This is a genomic window from Magnetospirillum fulvum MGU-K5, from assembly GCF_000442515.1.
GTDB lineage: Bacteria > Pseudomonadota > Alphaproteobacteria > Rhodospirillales > Magnetospirillaceae > Phaeospirillum > Phaeospirillum fulvum_B.
The window spans coordinates 47,156-62,972 of the sequence record NZ_AQPH01000013.1; the positions used below are offsets into that span (position 1 = coordinate 47,156).

Below are 15,817 nucleotides of genomic sequence, written 5' to 3' on the forward strand. Positions count from 1 at the left end.
CCGACAGACGAAACCGCTGAAAGTACGACATTTTTCCGTCACACTTCCGTCGGCGGTGTAAAGCTTCGTGACAGTTGGGGCGATGCCCTCCCCCGCTTCTTTACCCGGGCTTCATCGACTAAAGTGCGGCGCTGTCCGCAGTGACAATCCGCGCCGGGGGGAAGGTAACGGTGGCGACGGTGCCCCGCCCGGATTCGCTGTCAAGACGCAAGCTCCCGCCATGGGCCTCGACCAGCGCCTTGGTCAGCGGCAGCCCCAAGCCGCTGCCTTCATATTTGCGCGACAGGCGGGCATCGGCCTGAACGAACGGCTCCATCACCCGTTCCAGTTCTTCCGGACTCATCCCGATCCCGGAATCCGTCACCGCGATGACAAAGCCGTCGCTGTCGGCCCGCGCGGAAATGATGACGTTGCCGGCATCTTCGGTAAATTTGACGGCGTTGGACAACAGGTTCAGCACGATCTGACGCATCCGCCGCTCGTCGGCCAGCAACAGCGGCAGACGCTCGGGCAAATCAATGACGATCGAAAGACCGGCATTCGCCGCCCGCCGCGCCAGCATCCGCACCGAACCGCGCACGATGCCACTGACATCGACCAGCGTCTCGGCCAGATCGGTCATTCCGGCCTCGGCCTTCGAGAGGTCCAGAATATCGTTGATCAGTTCGAGCAGGTGCATCCCGCTATCGTGGATGTCATCGAGATACGGGCGATAGCTGGCCGGTTCCAGCGGGCCGAAAATCTCGTGCTTCATCATTTCGGAAAAGCCGATGATCGCGTTCAGCGGCGTGCGCAATTCGTGGCTGATATTGGCGAGGAAGGTGTTTTTGGCCCGATTGCCGCGCTCGGCCGCTTCCTTGGCCTCGCGCAGGGTCTGCTCGGTCCGCTTGCGGTCGGTGACATCGGTGAAGCTGAGGATCAGACCGCCGCCCGGCATCGGCGACGAGCGAACCTCCATCACCGTCCCCTGCTCGCCGACATGCTCGAACACCAGATCGGGTCGCTGACGGATGGTGTCGATCAGATCGTTGGTCAGACGCACCACCTCTTCCGTATCGCCCGGCTTGTCGAGCACCGTCAGCAGCGACAGAAACAACGAGATGTCGATACTGCCCGGCACGATCACGGCGGGGGGCAACGTCAACATCCGCCGCGCCGCTTCGTTCAACGCAATCAGGGTGTCGTCCGAGGCGAACACCACGACGCCCTGGGCCATGTTGTCGATGATCGCCTGCAAGCGGGTGGCCTGGGCGCGGAAGCGGGCTTCGCCATCGATCAGCGCGGTCTCGAACCGTTTGCGCTGGGTGATGTCGCGCAGCACGCCGATGAAGGTCACCATGTCGCCCTGGCGCATTTCGGTAACGCTGATATCGAGCGGGAAGATCGAACCGTCGCGGCGCATCCCCCGCACCTCGCGCCCGGCCCCGATGATTCGGCGCACTCCGGTCCGCATATAGGTGGCGACATGGTTCTGATGGGTGGCGTTAAACGGCGGCGGCATCAGCATCGACAGGCCGCGCCCAACCACCTCGTCGGCATTGAAGCCGAAAATCCGTTCGGCGGCGGAATTGAACGACAGCACGGTTCCGGATTCGTCGATCGCGATGATGCCGTCGCCGACCGTGTCCATCACGCCCTTCAGCCAGGCGACCGTGCTTTCAAGCGAATCCTGAACCTGACGGCGCTGGGTGACGTCACGCAGAACCCGCAATTGGCCGCCATCGAGCAGCGGATAGGTAAAGACGCTAACCCAATGGCCGTCAGCAACCTCGTCCTCGATACCGCTGGCGCCGGTCTGCCAACTCTCCTGCTTATTGCGAATCCATTCTTCGTCGCGACAGAGCCCGCGCCCCATCACCGCCATCAGATCGGCAAAGCGGATGCCGGGCTGAATTTGATCGGCGATAGGCCGGAAAAAAGTGCGGTAAGCGTCGTTGCAGAGGACAAGGCGCGAGCGCCGATCGAACAGGGCCACGCCATCGGCGCGGCCCTCGACGGTGGCGGCCATCTTTGCAACCAGCCGTCGGGTGGCGTCGCGTCGCCGCATCGCCACCCCGGCCAGGCAAACACCGGCACCTGCCGCCAAGCCCCCCAACGCCGCTGCGATCGTCGTCACAAGCGCGAAGTCCATCACACCAGTCCTAGGGGAAGCTATTCGGGCCGTGCCGCCCGCTTACTCGTCGTAAGAGGCCAAAGAGGTAAAGGGAACTCCCAGTTCCTTCAGACGCTGGCGTCCAGGCAGGAAGCCCAGTTCGATGATGCTGGCGGCGCCGGTCACCTCGGCTCCGATCTTGCGCAACAATTCGATACCCGCCGTCATCGTCCCGCCGGTGGCAAGCAGATCGTCAAGAACGACCACCCGCTGCCCTTCGGAGATCGCGTCCTGCTGGATCTCGATCGAATCCGTCCCATATTCCAGATCGTAATCGTGCCGGATCGTCTTCCCCGGCAGCTTACCCTTTTTGCGCAGCATCACAAAGCCACAGCCCAGCTTCAGAGCCAGCGGCGCGGCAACCAGAAAGCCACGCGATTCGATCCCGGCCAGCACGTCGGGCTGATAGCGTCGCACATCGCGAGCCAAGCGACCCATCGCGACCTGCCAGGCATCGGCATGAGCCAGCAGGGTAGAGATATCGTAAAACAGGATGCCCGGCTTTGGGAAATCGGGGACACCGCGAATGTGGTCCTTGATGTTCATGTCCGCGCTCGGAAGTGAGGTATGGGGCGGCCATCGTAACGGCAGCCCATCGTTGGGTCAAAAGCAAACCGGGGCATCGCCCGCCAGCGTCCGGCGCAGGGCTTGAGAGACGGCATCGAACGGAATCGCCTCCATCGCCGTGCCCCCGAAATCCTGGGCACGCACCACGGTCGGGCGAGCGGTGGCGGGGGCAAATTTCTCCGCCGGAGTCGGTCCGAACAGCGACAGCAGCGGGATATCGGCCGCCGCCAACATATGGCCGGTGCCACTATCATTGGCCACCGCCGCCGCCAGTCGTCGCCCCAGGGCAATCGTCAGCATCGGAGTCGGGTGGGCGACCTCCTGCAACGGCAAGCGCGCCGAGGGAAGTGCGGCGCGGACCGTTGCCGCCCACTCCTCGGCCTCGGCGGGCCCCAGCAGGATCACCGGAACCAGCCCCTCCCCCGCCATTTCGGCGGCAAGGGCCAGATAGCGGTCGAGCGGCCAGCATTTATAACGCCCTCCCGCCCCGGGGGCGAAGCCGACATAGCGTGGCCCCAGCGGCAACAGCCGGTCGGCCTCGGCCTCGATCGCGGGATCGAGCGGCAGCGGTGCGGCCAGCCCAGGCGGGCGGCCCGAGGCCAGTTCGACCAGCCCGGCCAGTTGCGCCGCCATCGACGACGGCTTGGCTTTCCCCGCCGGGCGGGCGTCGGACAACAGATATCCGGCGGCGGCGGAGATGAAGCGGCGATGACGCACCCGCTTCAGAATCAGGGTGGTCAGCAGGCGGCGCTGGGTATCGAGGATCAGGTCGAACGTGCGACCCGCCAGCGGCCGGCGCAGCAATTCGAGCGGACGGCTGCCGATCCCGGCATCGTCAATCACCTCGTCGATCAGCCCGGCCACCAGCGGCGCCAGGATACCGGCATAGACGGTCGGCCCCTTGCCCGCGACCCAGGTGATCCGGGCGGTGGGAAAGGCGGCGCGCAGGGCACGGACGAACGGCAGCTTGATCAGGCCGTCGCCGACCGCGTCGGTGCCGACATAGACCAGAATCGAGGCGATCATCCCCGGATCAGGGCACGGTTGCCTTGAACCGTCACCCGCCCCTCGGCCAGCAGCCGCAGCGCCAGAGGATAGACCACGTGCTCCTGTTCAAGCACCCGGGCAGCCAGACTGGCTTCGTCGTCGTCGTCAAGGACCGGCACCGCCGACTGGGCCAGAATCGGCCCGTCATCAAGATCGGGCGTCACCAGATGGACGGTACAGCCATGCAGCTTGACCCCGGCCTCCAGGGCCTGGCGATGGGTATGCAGCCCCTTGAACGAGGGCAGCAGCGACGGATGGATGTTCAGCATCGCGCCCTGCCACCCGGCGACGAACCCGGACGACAGCAGCCGCATGAACCCGGCCAGACAGACGATCTCGATCCCGGCGGCGCGCAGAACGAGGTCCATCGCGGCATCGAACGCCTCGCGGCTCGGATAGTCGCGATGGGGAATCACCGTGGTCGCCACCCCGGCCTTTTCCGCCCGCTCCAACGCCAGGACGCCGGGGACGTTCGAAATCACCAGGACGATTTCCGCCGGAAAGGTCGGATCGGCACAGGCATCAAGCAGGGCCTGAAGATTGCTGCCCCGCCCCGAGACCAAAACACCGACTTTCTTGCGCTGGGCCACTGCCGGACCCGCGCTCATCGCTGGTCCAGGGGATAGCTGACCAGACCGTCGGCCAATTTCGGCTCGAACCAAGTCGATTTCGGCGGCATCACCTGACCGGCATCGGCCACCGCGATCAGATCGGCCATCGCGGTCGGGAACAAAGCAAAAGCTGCCGCCATCTCGCCGCTATCGACCCGGCGTTCGAGTTCGCCGAGACCGCGCCGTCCGCCGACGAAATCGATCCGCTTGTCCTTGCGCAGATCGTGAATGCCCAGCACGGGGGCCAGCAGGCGGTCGGACAACAGGCTGACGTCGAGCCGCGCCACCGGATCATCGGGCAGCGCCGCCTTGGGGGTCAGCCGGTACCATTGCCCGGCCAGATAGAGGCCGAACTGGCGCGCCGCCTCGGGACGGGCCTGCCCCTCGGTCGCCTCGACCTCGAACGCATCGGCGATCGCGGCCAGGAAGCCGTCCGGGTCCAGCCCATTGAGATCGGTCACCACCCGGTTGTAATCGAGAATCCGCATCTCGGCGATCGGGAAGCTGACCACCAGGAAGGATTGCGCCGCATCGCTGTCGGGGCGGGCGGCGGCGACCCGGGCGGCGGCGGCGGAGCGGTGATGTCCGTCGGCGATATAGACCGCCCGCATCGTCTGGAACGCCCGCGTCACCGCTGCGATCCGGGCCGGATCACTCATCACCCACACGGTATGCTCGACCCCGTCCGGAGTGGTCGCCTCGGCATCCGGCGTCTGGCGGACCGTCGCGGCAATCGCGGCGGCGACGGCGGGATGATCGGGATGGGCCAGCAACACCGGCCCGGTCTGGGCCTCACACGCCTCGATCTGGCGGACGCGGTCGTCCTCTTTGTCGGGGCGGGTGAATTCATGACGGCGGATCCGGTTGGCGCGGTAATCCTCGACCGAACCGCCCCCGACGATCCCGGTCTGGACATGGTCGCCCATCCGCAGACGATAGACGTAATAACGCGGGCCGGGATCGCGGATCAGCGTGCCGGACTCGATCATCGCCCGCAGATTGGCCCCGGCGCGCTCATAAACCGCCGGATCGTGCGGATCGGTGCCGGGCGGCAGGTCGATTTCGGCCTTCGAGACATGAAGGAAGCTGCGGCTGCGGCCCTCGGCCAGCGCGCGCGCTTCGTCCGAGGACAGAACGTCATAAGGCGGGGCGGCGGTCTCGGCGGCAAAGGCGGCGGCGGGACGCAAACCGGGGAATGGGCGAAGCAGCGGAACGGACACGGGCGCGGGCCTTTCGGAAGCGGCGGGCGATCTCTTTCCCCGGTCTTAGCCCGAATCGCCCCGTCTGTCACCAGCAGGCGCAGACGCTTATTGCGACGATAGCGACGAAGCGGGCTAGCGAAATGATTCTGCATGGATTATAGTGATGATGTCGGGAAACCGACTATGACGCTAAACGCTTTGCGGAATAGACGTTGCGGACCCGGGGGCGGTACCCGGCGCCTCCACCATTTCGACCCGGCCGGATCGGTCGGGCCCTTCGGGGGCGAAATAGGATCGACGCGCGCAGTAAAGGCAAAGTTTGCGTTCGGCATGATACCACCGTCATCGGGTCAATCCTAACAAGTGCCAACGACAACGTTGCTCTTGCCGCTGCGGCTTAACCCGTAAGCGCGGTTCGGGGGGACACCGGGCAACAGAAGTCCCCCCACTTCATTTCTATACCGGATGCCGACCTGCCGGCCGGTCTCCGACGTGACCGATAGGACTGGAACGGATGGGTTTGGAAGAACTGCGCTACGACAAGATGGTGGAAGAAGCGTTGCGGGGTGTCGTGCGCGAGTCGCTGGCCTTCGCCGCCGAACACGGTCTGCCCGGCGATCACCACTTCTACATAACCTTCCGCACCCACCTTCCCGGCGTTGCCGTCCCCGACTACGCCCGCGCCCGCCACCCCGATGAAATGACGATCGTCCTCCAGCACCAATATTGGGACCTGGATGTTGACGAAACCGGCTTTGCCGTCACCCTCTCCTTCTCCGGCAAATCCGAGCGTCTGGTGATCCCGTTCAGCGCGATCACCGGCTTCGCCGACCCGTCGGCCAAGTTCGGCCTGCAATTCCAGGGCATTCCCGGTCAGGGCGACGACGAGGACGAGGAGTTCGAAGACGAAGAATCCGACGCCGCCAAGCCCGCCTCCGACGCTGGAGCTGCTCCGGCCGCCGCCGCCTCGCCCGCCGTGGGCGACGACAGCGATGGCAAAGTCGTCACACTCGACCGCTTCCGCAAGAAATAAGCCGTCCAAGACCGCCTTTCCCCGTTTTGATGGATATCGGCCCGCCGCCTGACGGCGGGGGCCGTGACTCTTGACGTTGCGGTTAAAAAGGTGTTTTGACCGTGGCATGCGCGCCACCCGCCCCGTTCGGGGCGGTGACACCCCACCCTTCGCACAGCCGAGGCCGCCGATCATGTCCGATTTCTCTTTCCACGAGATTTTCCCGCTGGGGGCCGACGACACCCCCTATCGCCCGCTTGGCACCGACGGGATCGGAACCGCGACTTTGAACGGTCAGTCGATCCTGACCGTCGAGCCCGCCGCGATTACCCGGCTGATCAAAGCGGCGATCCGCGACACCTCGCATTTGCTGCGCCCGGCCCATCTCGGCCAGTTGCGCACGATCCTTGATGACCCCGAAGCGTCGGACAATGACCGCTTCGTCGCCTACGATCTGCTAAAGAACGCCTGTATCGCCGCGGGCGGCGTGCTGCCGATGTGCCAGGATACCGGCACCGCGATCGTGATGGGCAAGAAGGGCCAGCAGGTCTGGACCGGCGGCAATGACGAAGCAGCGATCTCGCAGGGCGTTCAGGAAGCCTATACCGAACTGAACCTGCGCTATTCGCAGACCGCGCCGCTGTCGATGTATGACGAAGTCAATACCGGCACCAACCTGCCCGCTCAGATCGACCTCTACGCCACCGAGGGCGCGGCCTATAAGTTCATGGTGATGGCGAAGGGCGGCGGCTCGGCCAACAAGACCTTCCTCTATCAGCAGACCAAGGCGCTGCTGAACCCGACCTCGCTGCTGAAATTCCTCGATGCCCAGATCCGTACCCTGGGCACCTCGGCCTGCCCGCCCTACCACCTCGCCATCGTCATCGGCGGCCTGTCCGCCGAGATGACGTTGAAGACGGTCAAGCTCGCCTCGGCCAAATATCTCGATTCGCTGCCGTCGCGCGGCACCCGCTACGGCTCCGCCTTCCGCGACCGCGAGCTGGAGCAAGTGGTGTTGCAGATGACCCGCGACATGGGCATTGGTGCCCAGTTCGGCGGCAAGTATTTCTGTCACGACGTCCGGGTGATCCGCCTGCCCCGCCATGGCGCCTCCTGTCCGGTCGCAATCGGGGTGTCGTGCTCGGCCGACCGCCAGATTCTCGGCAAGATCACCAAGGACGGCGTCTTCCTCGAGGCGATGGAGGCCGATCCCGCCCGCTTCCTGCCCGATATCGACGAATCGACCCTGGGCGGCGAGGTGGTCAAAATCGACCTGACCCGGCCGATGGACGAAATCCGCCGCACCCTGTCGCAATACCCGGTCCGCACCCGCGTTTCGCTGACCGGGCCGATGGTGGTCGCCCGCGACATCGCCCATGCCAAGCTGAAGGAACGGCTCGATCGCGGCGAAAGCCTGCCCGACTATTTCAAGCAGATGGGCGTCTATTACGCCGGACCGGCCAAGACTCCGGCCAATTACGCTTCGGGCTCGTTCGGCCCGACCACGGCGGGACGGATGGATTCCTATGTCGATCAGTTCCAGGCCGCAGGCGGCTCGATGGTGATGATCGCCAAAGGCAACCGCTCGAAAGCCGTCACCGACGCCTGCAAGGCCCATGGTGGCTTCTATCTCGGCTCGGTCGGCGGTGCTGCCGCCCGTCTCGCCCGCGATTGCATCAAGAAGGTCGAGGTGCTCGAATATCCCGAACTGGGCATGGAAGCGATCTGGCGGATCGACGTTGTCGATTTCCCCGCCTTCATCGTCGTCGATGACAAGGGCAACGATTTCTTCGCCGAGTTCGCTCACTGACCTCGGGGAAAGGTGTGGGCGCTGCCCACACCCGCCAGGGGCGAAAGCCCCTGGACCCCGATCCTTGAGCGCGCGGGCACTGTCCGCGCTTTTGAGTCCGCCTCCCTCCAAACCGCAATATCGAAACCGCCAACAGATGCGGGTCCAGGGACCGCTGGTCCCTGGCGGGTATGGGCGGAGCCCATAAATCTCCCCTAAGTCGACTCCCCCCCGCACAGCCGGGCCACTGGCGCGAAGGAGCGGCGGTGGTGGGGCGTCGGACCCTGCCGGTTGAGAGCGTCGAGATGGGCGGCGGTACCGTATCCGGCGTTCCGCTCCCAACCAAAGCCGGGATACTCAAGCGCCAGTGCGGCCATCAAGGCGTCGCGGTGAACCTTGGCCACCACCGAGGCGGCGGCAATCGAGAGAGAGCGCCCGTCGCCACCGACCACCGGATGAGCCTGACAGGGCAGCTTGGGACAATGCGGCCCATCGATCAGGGCATGATCGATCGGAGCGTCAAGACGAAGCGCCAGGGCGTCGAAGGCGCGGCGCATCGCCAGGAAGGTTGCCTGGAGGATATTGAGGTGGTCGATCTCGGCGACCTCGGCCCGGCCGAGTCCGATCAAGGCGGTCTCGTGCAGCCGGGCAGCCAGCGCCTCGCGCCGTTTCGCGGTCAGCCGCTTGGAATCGTCCAACCCGTCATAGCAGAGCGTTGGATCAAGACGGACCGCCGCCGCGATCACCGGACCGGCCAGCGGGCCGCGCCCCACCTCGTCGATACCGACGACACAACCACCCAGCGCGGTTTCAAGAGCGAAATCGGGCATTAAGGTCTTTCGTCACATCCACACGGGATGCAGGCCGCGCGGAACCGATCCTGGTCCCACGCAGCCTGCCCACCGTTACTCTTCGGTCGGGGTTCCGTCGAGATCGCCGGGTGCTGCGACCATCGCTTCGGAGATCAGCCCGGCATTCTGGCGGATCGCCCCTTCGATTTCGGCAGCGACGTCGGGATGATCGCGCAGCCACGTCTTGGCGTTCTCGCGCCCCTGCCCGATCCGGGTGGAATTGTACGAGAACCACGCGCCGGATTTTTCGACGACCCCGGCCTTGACGCCCAGATCGACCAGTTCGCCCATCTTCGAGACGCCTTCGCCATACATGATGTCGAAATCGACCACCTTGAACGGCGGAGCCAGCTTGTTCTTGACCACCTTGACGCGGGTCTGGTTGCCGACCACCTCGTCCCGATCCTTGATCGCGCCGACGCGGCGGATTTCAAGCCGGACCGAGGCATAGAATTTCAGCGCATTACCGCCGGTGGTGGTTTCGGGATTGCCGAACATCACACCGATCTTCATCCGGATCTGGTTGATGAAGATGACGATCGTCTTCGATTTCGACACTGACCCGGTCAGCTTGCGGAGCGCCTGGCTCATCAAGCGGGCATGAAGACCGACATGGGAATCCCCCATCTCGCCTTCCAATTCGGCGCGGGGCACCAGCGCCGCGACCGAATCGACCACCAGCACGTCGACCGCGCCGGAGCGAACCAGCGTATCGGCGATTTCCAGCGCCTGTTCACCGGCGTCGGGTTGGCTGATCAGCAATTCGTCGAGCACGACACCCAGCTTGCGGGCATAGCCGGGATCGAGCGCATGTTCGGCGTCGATGAAGGCGCAGGCGCCACCTTTCTTTTGCGCCTCGGCGATGATGTGAAGGGCCAGGGTGGTCTTACCCGAGCTTTCCGGCCCATAAATTTCGATGATGCGACCGCGCGGCACGCCGCCGATCCCGAGCGCCACGTCCAGCCCGAGCGAGCCGGTGGAGACCACTTCGGTGTCAACCACCTGATCTTTTTGGCCCAATCTCATGATCGAACCCTTGCCGAAGGCCCGTTCGATCTGGCTGACAGCAGCTTCAAGCGCCTTTTGTCTGTCCATCGTATCCTTGTCCACGAGACGCAACGCAGCCTGCGACATGGCCGTCCTCCTCCTGTATCCCGAACCGGGCCTTCGTGCAACGTCGATCATTGTACTCCATGCGTTCTTCGGCACAACAGCAAATGTTCACGTATTGTATCATTACCGCCGATTGACGCAGGCAGAGAAGGCTGCGATCATTGAGTGTTTTATGTTGTGGGGGGGATTGGGATGACCGAGTCGATCGACGGCGCGACCGCGCCTGCGACTCTGCACAGCCCCGGCGTACTTCCGGTGCCACGGGGGCGCAACCGACTGCGCCACGATGATCGCGAGCGCATGATCGTTGACGAGGCGATCCGCTTCTTCGCCGAGGTCGGCTTCGAGGGGCAGACCCGCATTTTGGCCGAACGCCTGGGGGTCACCCAGCCGCTGCTCTATCGCTATTTCCCCGACAAGAACGCGCTGATCGAGCGGGTTTGCCACGAGATTTTCGAAATGTGGCAAGCGGATTGGAGCGCGCTCCTGGCGGCCCGCGACCGCCCGCTGGACGAGCGGATAACCCGGCTGTATTGCGCTTATGTCCGGACCAGCTTTTCCCACGAACGAGCCCGGCTGTTCCTGTTCGCCACGTTACGCGATCCGATTCTGGCCGCCCGCCACCTCTCCTATCTGCGCAGCATGTTGTTTGTCCCCCTGTGCCGTGAAGTCCGGCATGGCTTAGGGGACACAAGCGAGGTGACCCCGCGCGAGATTGATCTCGCCGCCAGCCTGCACGGAGCGATCGGCTATGCCGTTCTGTGCCGCCGCACCCTGCCCGGAACAGCCTGGAACGATCTTGACACCTCGATCGCGACATTGGTCACGACGTTTCTTGATGCATTGCGCACGAGACAGGCTGGCGTAACGCATTAAGAGCATCTTGTCGGCACGCGGTTTTTCACAAATTCTTCAGGACGCGGATTGCCTTCGCGCCGCCCTGGTGCCATTTATACTTCATGGCGAAGAAGAAATTATCCGCTGTCGAGCAGGCTAAGGCCGCGGCTGCCGCGAAAAAAGGCGGCAAGTCGAAGGGTATCAATAAGGGCGTCGTGCTGGTGATTCTGGCCGCCCTGGTGCCCTTTTCGTTGCCGACGGTGGTGCTGGTTTTTTTCACCATGCTACCGACTCTGGTCGCCTGGGTGGTTGAAAAAGGCCCAAACCGTTATGCCTTTCTCTGCGTCGGCGGCCTGAACTTCGCCGGTGTGTTCCCGTATTTGTTCTCGCTGTGGTTCGGCGTCCACACCCTGGACGAATCCTTCCGGATGGTCACTGATCCGGTGATGCTGTCGGTGGCTTATGGCTGTGCGGGAATCGGCTGGGGCCTGTACGGAATGATGCCCCCCTTGGTGGCCAGCTACCTTGCCAGCAGCAGCCAGCGCCGGATTGTTAATCTCAAGGCGGCCCAGGCCAAACTGACTGAAGAATGGGGCGAAGACGTCGCCAAGAAGCAGACGCCCTGATCCCCCGCCTTCCTCCCATCCATCACCGCCCCGCCCTGTGACCGGACGCCAAGCGGCGTTTTAACGGCCGTAAAAACAGAACCGGCCGGGAGGATGTCTCCTCCCGGCCGGACCGTCTTCACACCAAAACGCCGCAGCGTCGTGGGATTAGAACTTCACGATGACCGAAGTCTCACCCAGGAGCCAGGTCTCGTCGCGCTTGCCCATGTCGCCATTCTGGATGGCCTGGTACTGGCGATAACCGGCACCCGACTGCGCCGCAGCAAAGGCACCCGACAGAGAAATGTTGTCGGTGATGGTCCATTCGGCGACGAAATCGACTTCGCGCGCCACATTGTTCGAGGTGATGTCCCCGGCAGCTTTGCTGTACTGCGATCTCTTGTCGTAATTGTACAGGTAGCCAAGCACCGACAGCTTCAGATCATCGCGGGGATTGATCGAGAAGTTCAGCATGTTGACGTTAACGTTGCTGTTCGAGATCACGTAATTGCCGACGATCTCGCCCATGAACCAGGTGCCGTAGCCACGGGTGGTGGCGTTGTAGAAGAACGGATCGTAAGCGGTCTTCTTGTTGTCGTTGGGGTTGCCGTCACCGCTGAAATGCGCATAGCGGTAGGACAGCTTCGGGGTCCACAACACGTCGGACAACTGATAGCCCGGCTCGATATACCACGCGCTGGCATCGACCTTGGAGTTGGCTCGGTCATTTCTTTCGTAGACGTAATTGCCATACAGCGAGAAGTCGGGAACCGCCGGGATGAAGTTACCGCCGAGATGGACGGACAGAACGTTCATGCCTTCGCGGTTCGAGGTCACGGTGTTGGTGACGGTATAGGCGTCATTACGACCAGCCGCGCTGCCGAAGCTGAAGGGGCCATCGTTGGCGGCGTTGACGACGTTGAAGTAGGTCACGCCGGCATACCACTTGCGATCGGCGTAGGTGGTGGCGCCATTGCGGGCCGGGCCGCCTTCGACCTGATCGGCATTGCCGAACACTTCGAGGTTGGCACCGATGACCTTGGCTTTCGCCTGATCGAGGTTGACCTGGACCTTCTGCTGCGACGAATCGTTCTGCAGGTAGAAGATGTCACCACGCACCGGGCCGGACGACACCTTGGCGATGCCGGTCTGGGCAAACGCGGTGCGCGACTGGTTCCACCAGCCACCACGCTTACCGGCGTTGTTGACGCCGTTGCTGATCAGGAAGCCGTCGCCGACGCGGAAGCTCTGACGACCGCCGGAAAGGTCCAGGCCGTCTTCGTCAAGGCCGAGACCGGTCAGAACCTTGCCCGAGCGCCAACCGGCATAGGCGTTTTCGATATCGAGCAGCACCGGGTGACCATAGGTGGTCGAGAGCAGGCTGGCGTCGCCGTCGCCGCCAGTGGCGGTCAACTGGCCGCTGACATCACCATAGATGGTCCCGGCATTTTCGGTCTCGTAAGAGGCCTTCAATTCGGGATGCAGGAACAGCTCGCTCCACGACGGACGGCCGCTGATGCGGCGGTTGGAGGTGCCCGCAGTGTAGGAACCGGTGCCGAACTGAGCGCCGGGAGAGGTGAAGAGCGACAGACCGCCGGTGAACGCGCCGTCGACCTTCAGACCGCCCTGCTCGTACAGGGAAACATCGGCATGCGCCGGAGCAGCAGCACAGCCGAGAACGACCGCCATGATCGCTCCGGTGATCAGACCGCGGTTGCGGAGATCGTGTCGAACCATAAGATACCCCCTACTGAATCTGCCAAGACTGTTCCGGCGTTTTTGCAAGGCACATGCCATCCGGGTGCCGCCGATCTTCCCCTGATTGTGGCGACATGGTGACGACCCTGCCGCTTTGCTGTGCACCGCAGATTCATACATGGTCGATTGTTGAGCAGGCAATCTGGAAACGCCTAAATGCCAGGCGGTCGAAATGGATTGCCTACAACCGTTGCCGATTAGCAACGGTCCCAACCGCCAATTTGCCCGCAAGGGTCAGCTTATGTGGGCGTTGTGGTCAACCAAAACCCGCACCCCATCGTTGGAATACTGGGTATAGCTCTCCTGGTGGCCATTGACGGTGACATTGACCGAGTCACCATGCTCCCACCCACCCCCCGCCAATTGGACGTGATTGGCGTCACCGCCAATCACCAAAAGGGTATGGCCGGTCCCGGTATAGGAATTGGTGCCGCCCGTCATCGCCTTCACGTGGGCGTAATCAAGCACGGCATCGCCACCGCCGGAGAGGTTGAGCAGATCGAAATGCTGCAAGGCTTCGGGGCGAATCTGCGTCGCGTCGAACAGGCTGTCGGACCCGCCGTCCCAGCGCAATTCGTTGCCGCCGACCGCGCCACCATCGATGAAATGGAAGTCAAGCGCGGACACGCCGATCCGGTTGCCGCCGCCATGGCCGACAAAAACGTCGGCACCCCCTTTCAGCGAGACGGTTTCGTTGATGCCGGTTCCGATCAGGTAATCGTTGACCGTCTCGCCAGATGAATCGTAGGTCGCGTTCGACCCAAGCCGCGTTGCCGCATGCAGTGCGACGGACAGACCATGGCCGCCAAACAGCGGATCGACCACCAGCGTGCCGTTATCCATCCCCCGCAGGGCGGTGAAGTATCCGGCGATCGGCTGATCGGGAGCCGAGATCACGCTGATCGGAGTGTCGAGGGTGGGATTGGCAAGGATGCTGAAAACCAGCGTGCCGCCATAGGTCAGCGCGCCCCCCTGCACCGTCAGGTGATCGCTGATGGCCGGACCGGCGAGATCGAGGGCTAGGACCGAGGAATTCCCCAGGGTCATCGCCCCCTCGACCGTCAACGTCCCGGCAGTGCCCAGACCGCCGGGGCTGAGATAGCCCTGGTTGGTGAATGTCGCATCGCTGAGATCAAGGGTACCGGTCCCGGCCAGCAGCCCATCGTTGGTGAAAGCGAGATGGGAATCGGGCGCGGAATCCGTATCGTCACGCAGCGCCAGGGTCGCATTGACGGTCAAGGTACCGCCATTGCCGAACTCTCGGGCGGTAACGGTCAAATCCTGCCCGACCGTCATCTGGCCGGAATTGCCCAGGTTATCGGCGTTGATCGCCGCGCTCCCGGCGGCATCCCCGGACACCAACAGCGTCCCGTAATTTTCCATGCCGGGGGCAACCGACAGGGCAGCGCTGTTCCCCGCCCCGGCCGAAAGCGTCAGCGTCCCGTTATTGATCAGAGTCTGATCGAACAGCACCGAGGCCGAGGCCGTGCCGCCATCGATCAGAATCTGCGCCGCCGCCGCTGTGGTCAGGGCGATTCCCACCTCGGTGGCCAGACGCAACGCCAGCGATCCGCCCGAGACCAGATCCAGGGTTCCCGTCCCGGCCAACCTTGCGCCGCTCAGGCTGATGATCCCGGCGTTGCGCAGTGTCGCGCCCCCGGCCAGGGTCAGACCGCCGCCGCTGACCGAGATCGTGCCACCGGCCTCGACCGCACCGCCGACGGTGATCGTCGCCATCGCGTCGCTACCGGACACGATCAGGGAGCCGCCGTGGCGCACCCGAACCCCGCCGATCGTGACGGAAAGAGCATCAAGATGGGTCGAAGCATTGAGGACGGCCAAACTCCCCGTCCCGCCGGTCAGGGTATTTTCGACCGCATCGGTGAAGCACAGCACCGAGAGAGACGCGGCGGTAAGGCCGTTCTCGGTCCTGACCTGAACGTGTTCGAGTCCGGCATGGGCGGTCGCGGCAACATAGGTCAGTTGGGTTTCGAACAGAGTGGCCGACCCGCCGGTCTGTGCGCTGATGCCCCAAAGCGGCGCGGGGGCGGTCTGGACGGAATCGAACGTCACCGTTACCGGTGAGGTGGATTCGGTGCCGACCGCAAAGACCAGATCGTCCGACAGCCCGAGTTGGGGAGAAATCGCGCTGGTGATCGGCGCCGTCGTCGTCGAACTCAGCGTCGTTCCCGTCGGATCGACCGACAAATTGCGCATCGTGACCGTCAGACTCTCCTGCCCGGTCCAATCTTGGATGGAGGGCCGAAACACCG

13 protein-coding genes and 1 other RNA gene are annotated in these 15,817 nt (G+C 63.7%); 5 read left to right on the forward strand and 9 right to left on the reverse strand.

All coding sequences use genetic code 11. The features are described from left to right. Positions 1 to 118: 118 nt before the first annotated feature. From K678_RS05480 to K678_RS05500, 5 genes are read right to left on the reverse strand one after another with little or no spacing between them, the layout of a single operon-like run. Positions 119 to 2,131: a sensor histidine kinase gene (locus K678_RS05480; protein WP_021131461.1), complete on the reverse strand. Its 2,013-nt coding sequence runs from the start codon at positions 2,129 to 2,131 to the stop codon at positions 119 to 121. Positions 2,132 to 2,173: 42 nt separating this feature from the next. Beyond that, positions 2,174 to 2,698: an adenine phosphoribosyltransferase gene (locus K678_RS05485; RefSeq protein WP_021131462.1), complete on the reverse strand. Its 525-nt coding sequence runs from the start codon at positions 2,696 to 2,698 to the stop codon at positions 2,174 to 2,176. A 57-nt stretch (positions 2,699 to 2,755) separates the two neighbouring features. Next, entirely contained in the window at positions 2,756 to 3,745 is a 990-nt protein-coding gene (locus K678_RS05490; RefSeq protein ID WP_021131463.1) for a glycosyltransferase family 9 protein, read from the reverse strand. Continuing rightward, positions 3,742 to 4,374, reverse strand: a complete 633-nt coding sequence (gene purN / locus K678_RS05495; RefSeq protein ID WP_039852131.1) for a phosphoribosylglycinamide formyltransferase — start codon at positions 4,372 to 4,374, stop codon at positions 3,742 to 3,744. Before purN ends, K678_RS05490 begins: the two co-directional genes overlap by 4 nt. Then, the gene (locus K678_RS05500) at positions 4,371 to 5,597 is read right to left on the reverse strand and encodes a DUF1015 domain-containing protein (RefSeq protein WP_021131465.1); all 1,227 of its coding nucleotides are present in this window, start codon (positions 5,595 to 5,597) and stop codon (positions 4,371 to 4,373) included. The genes purN and K678_RS05500 overlap by 4 nt, the downstream gene beginning before the upstream one ends. 111 nt (positions 5,598 to 5,708) lie before the next feature. On the opposite strand from K678_RS05500, the gene ssrA reads away from it, so the two are divergent. The 3 genes from ssrA to K678_RS05510 all read left to right on the forward strand — a co-directional run bounded on the left by ssrA (position 5,709) and on the right by K678_RS05510 (position 8,401). Further along, positions 5,709 to 6,029: a transfer-messenger RNA gene (ssrA, locus tag K678_RS18125) on the forward strand. Positions 6,030 to 6,093: 64 nt separating this feature from the next. After that, entirely contained in the window at positions 6,094 to 6,612 is a 519-nt protein-coding gene (locus K678_RS05505) for an SspB family protein (protein WP_021131466.1), read from the forward strand. A gap of 172 nt (positions 6,613 to 6,784) precedes the next feature. Continuing rightward, complete coding sequence (locus tag K678_RS05510; RefSeq protein WP_021131467.1) at positions 6,785 to 8,401, forward strand: fumarate hydratase; 1,617 nt, start codon at positions 6,785 to 6,787, stop codon at positions 8,399 to 8,401. A gap of 194 nt (positions 8,402 to 8,595) precedes the next feature. Here the strand turns inward: K678_RS05510 and K678_RS05515 are convergent, their stop codons facing one another. Then, positions 8,596 to 9,210: a ribonuclease HII gene (locus K678_RS05515; RefSeq protein ID WP_021131468.1), complete on the reverse strand. Its 615-nt coding sequence runs from the start codon at positions 9,208 to 9,210 to the stop codon at positions 8,596 to 8,598. A 75-nt stretch (positions 9,211 to 9,285) separates the two neighbouring features. Beyond that, entirely contained in the window at positions 9,286 to 10,365 is a 1,080-nt protein-coding gene (recA, locus tag K678_RS05520) for a recombinase RecA (protein WP_021131469.1), read from the reverse strand. A gap of 171 nt (positions 10,366 to 10,536) precedes the next feature. Between recA and K678_RS05525 the strand changes: the two genes are divergently transcribed. Both K678_RS05525 and K678_RS05530 read left to right on the forward strand, forming a co-directional pair. After that, positions 10,537 to 11,220: a TetR/AcrR family transcriptional regulator gene (locus tag K678_RS05525; protein WP_021131470.1), complete on the forward strand. Its 684-nt coding sequence runs from the start codon at positions 10,537 to 10,539 to the stop codon at positions 11,218 to 11,220. Between the two features lie 83 nt (positions 11,221 to 11,303). Next, positions 11,304 to 11,807 (forward strand): hypothetical protein, encoded by a 504-nt coding sequence (locus tag K678_RS05530; protein ID WP_021131471.1) that lies wholly within the window; start codon positions 11,304 to 11,306, stop codon positions 11,805 to 11,807. A 147-nt stretch (positions 11,808 to 11,954) separates the two neighbouring features. On the opposite strand, the gene K678_RS05535 is transcribed toward K678_RS05530, so the two are convergent. Together K678_RS05535 and K678_RS18975 are read right to left on the reverse strand one after the other, a co-directional pair. After that, positions 11,955 to 13,523, reverse strand: a complete 1,569-nt coding sequence (locus K678_RS05535; RefSeq protein WP_021131472.1) for an alginate export family protein — start codon at positions 13,521 to 13,523, stop codon at positions 11,955 to 11,957. 255 nt (positions 13,524 to 13,778) lie between these two features. Beyond that, positions 13,779 to 15,817, reverse strand: a 2,039-nt coding sequence (locus K678_RS18975) for a hypothetical protein (protein ID WP_414532732.1), incomplete at its 5' end; no start/stop codon positions are given.

Excerpts from the sequence above, each read along its gene's own strand:
- recA (WP_021131469.1), bottom strand. The coding sequence starts at position 10,365 with ATGTCGCAGGCTGCGTTGCGTCTCGTGGACAAGGATACGATGGACAGA.
- K678_RS05490 (WP_021131463.1), bottom strand. The coding sequence starts at position 3,745 with ATGATCGCCTCGATTCTGGTCTATGTCGGCACCGACGCGGTCGGCGAC.
- K678_RS05510 (WP_021131467.1), top strand. The coding sequence starts at position 6,785 with ATGTCCGATTTCTCTTTCCACGAGATTTTCCCGCTGGGGGCCGACGAC.
- K678_RS05535 (WP_021131472.1), bottom strand. The coding sequence starts at position 13,523 with ATGGTTCGACACGATCTCCGCAACCGCGGTCTGATCACCGGAGCGATC.
- K678_RS05525 (WP_021131470.1), top strand. The coding sequence starts at position 10,537 with ATGACCGAGTCGATCGACGGCGCGACCGCGCCTGCGACTCTGCACAGC.
- K678_RS05480 (WP_021131461.1), bottom strand. The coding sequence starts at position 2,131 with ATGGACTTCGCGCTTGTGACGACGATCGCAGCGGCGTTGGGGGGCTTG.
- purN (WP_039852131.1), bottom strand. The coding sequence starts at position 4,374 with ATGAGCGCGGGTCCGGCAGTGGCCCAGCGCAAGAAAGTCGGTGTTTTG.
- K678_RS05515 (WP_021131468.1), bottom strand. The coding sequence starts at position 9,210 with ATGCCCGATTTCGCTCTTGAAACCGCGCTGGGTGGTTGTGTCGTCGGT.
- K678_RS05530 (WP_021131471.1), top strand. The coding sequence starts at position 11,304 with ATGGCGAAGAAGAAATTATCCGCTGTCGAGCAGGCTAAGGCCGCGGCT.
- K678_RS05505 (WP_021131466.1), top strand. The coding sequence starts at position 6,094 with ATGGGTTTGGAAGAACTGCGCTACGACAAGATGGTGGAAGAAGCGTTG.
- K678_RS05485 (WP_021131462.1), bottom strand. The coding sequence starts at position 2,698 with ATGAACATCAAGGACCACATTCGCGGTGTCCCCGATTTCCCAAAGCCG.